The sequence below is a fragment of the Daejeonella sp. genome (assembly GCF_044232565.1).
Lineage (GTDB): Bacteria > Bacteroidota > Bacteroidia > Sphingobacteriales > Sphingobacteriaceae > Daejeonella.
On record NZ_JBIILQ010000306.1, the window covers coordinates 1 to 2,553 of the forward strand.

3 protein-coding genes are annotated in these 2,553 nt (G+C 40.0%); 2 read left to right on the top strand and 1 reads right to left on the bottom strand.

What is annotated here, in order from left to right; translation table 11 throughout:
* Positions 1–472 (top strand): response regulator transcription factor (locus ACILQF_RS12470; protein ID WP_395627727.1); only part of this gene is annotated, 472 nt, incomplete at its 5' end.
* 18 nt (positions 473–490) lie between these two features.
* Here the strand turns inward: ACILQF_RS12470 and ACILQF_RS12475 are convergent.
* Positions 491–2,032: an aldehyde dehydrogenase family protein gene (locus ACILQF_RS12475; RefSeq protein WP_395627728.1), complete on the bottom strand. Its 1,542-nt coding sequence runs from the start codon at positions 2,030–2,032 to the stop codon at positions 491–493.
* A gap of 238 nt (positions 2,033–2,270) precedes the next feature.
* On the opposite strand from ACILQF_RS12475, the gene ACILQF_RS12480 reads away from it, so the two are divergent.
* Positions 2,271–2,553, top strand: a 283-nt coding sequence (locus ACILQF_RS12480) for a tetratricopeptide repeat protein (RefSeq protein WP_395627729.1), incomplete at its 3' end; no start/stop codon positions are given.

Sequence of the window (2,553 nt, forward strand, 5' to 3'; positions counted from 1 at the left end):
CCCCATCATTTTTGCTACTGCAAAGGCGATGATTGAAGATAAATCAGAAGCATATAATTTGGGAGGAGATGACTATATAACCAAACCATTTCGTATTGAAGAATTACTTCTAAGAGTAAATGCGCTACTCAAACGAGCAGCTGAACCTGTAAAATCTAGTTCTGAAGAGCTTCCCTCAAAATTTGAAATTGGTAATTATCAATTTGATTATTCGGCTCAATTGATTCATCATGGAGATTTCCAACAAAAAGTCTCAACCAAAGAAGCGGAGCTTCTTCGGTTATTATGCTTAAAGAAAAACCAGGTTTTAACTCGTGAAGAAGCATTATTAAGTATTTGGCACGATGATAATTATTTCAATGGTCGAAGCATGGATGTGTTTTTGAGCAAATTGCGCAAATACTTAAAGGAAGATCCAAAGGTTGAAATAATTAATGTACATGGGAAGGGGTATAAGCTTTTTGTCCATTAAATTATACCCCCGTCCGACTTAAAAATCAAATTTAATTCCCTGTGCTAAAGGCAGCTTATCCGAATAGTTGATGGTATTGGTTTGACGGCGCATATAAGCCTTCCATGCATCCGAGCCCGACTCTCTGCCGCCACCTGTTTCTTTCTCGCCACCAAAAGCTCCACCAATTTCGGCACCTGAAGTACCAATATTAACATTGGCAATACCACAATCTGATCCTGCAAAGGATAAAAATTGTTCCGCTTCCCGCAAGTTCAAAGTCATAATCGCTGAAGAGAGTCCCTGTGGAACATCATTCTGCATAGTAATAGCCTCTTCCAATGTTTTGTATTTCATCAAGTAAAGTATGGGTGCAAAAGTTTCGTGCTGAACTATTTCAAAATCGTTTTTAGCCTCTGCAATGCATGGTTTTACATAGCATCCCGACTCATAACCTTCCCCTTCAAGAACACCACCTTCAACAATAAAATTGCCGCCTTCTTTCTTACATTTTTCAATCGAGACGAGGTAGTTTTTCACAGCATCTTTATCGATAAGCGGACCAACATGAATATTTTCATCTAGTGGATTGCCAATTTTTAATTGTTTGTAGGCCTTGACTAATTTATCCCTAAATGTGTCGTATACACTTTCATGAATGATGAGCCTTCGAGTTGACGTACACCTTTGTCCCGCAGTACCCACCGCCCCAAAAACTGCTCCAACTAAGGACATGTCGAGGTCGGCATCTTTAGAAATGATGATGGCATTATTACCACCAAGCTCCAATAGGCTGCGGCCTAATCGAGCACCTAGGGCTGCACCAACAGCTTTTCCCATGCGAGTAGAGCCAGTTGCAGAGAGCAATCCAATACGTTTGTCATGGCTCATCAGTTCGCCAATGCTACGATCCCCGATTAATAAGCTGGAAGTGCCCTCGGGTACTCCGTTGGCCTCAAATACTTCCTGAATGATATGCTGACAAGCAATAGCTGTTAGGGGTGTTTTTTCAGATGGTTTCCACACGCAAACATTTCCACAAACGAGGGCAAGACTGGCATTCCAAGCCCAAACCGCTACGGGGAAGTTAAAAGCAGAAATAATTCCCACAATTCCCATGGGGTGCCACTGCTCATACATGCGGTGCGCAGGTCTTTCAGAGTGCATGGTAAGTCCGTATAATTGACGCGATAATCCAACAGCAAAATCGCAGATATCAATCATTTCCTGCACTTCACCATAACCTTCCTGCAAACTTTTGCCCATCTCATAGCTAACGAGCTTGCCCAAATCTTCTTTTTTATGTCTTAGTGCATCACCTAACTGGCGAATTACCTCACCTCTTTTAGGTGCAGGCCATGTTCTCCAAATTTTAAATGCTTGCTCAGCGTTGTTAAGTGTATTCTGATAATCTGCAGGTTTTGCGAAATGCACTTTTGCTATCGCTTTGCCATCAACGGGAGAATGAATGGTACTTGGCTCTGTGGAGTTCGAGCTTGTCCATTGCTTGCCAGTACTAGAAGCTTGATTAATAGCTTGTATCCCAAGGTTCTGTAATATCGGAATGATGTCTATTTGCATAAAATTTCGTATTTTTGTAAAGTTAAGCATTTCCCCTTAAGGGTATTTATCGAATTAGATATTAAAGGATTCTAAAGACAGCTAAAATTTTATTAAAGCAAAGAGTACACCGGTTCGTGGGGATGTGGAAAAATAAAAGTGTATAATTTATCTATTTATCTTAAATTGAATTATTGATTGAATAGCGTGCTAATTAAGGAGCAGGTGGAGATATATTCTTAGGTGGAATAATTTTTGGATGGAAGAAGATTTTGAGTTTGGTTTTTCCGAAGATCCCAGATTTTCGGTAGAAAGATATGAAGAAATGATCCGCAACCAGGATCAGTACTTTTTTGATGCGCAGGCGTTTGAAAGTATTATTGAATATTATGTTGAAAAAAATGATCCGATAAAGGCGCTTCAGGTGGCTGAATATGCGATTAATCAGCACCCCTTTGCTGCTGTATTTTCTATCAAGCAGGCACAATTATATTTAGCTACTAATCAATTTGACCAGGCATTTGAATCTTTAAACAAGGCTG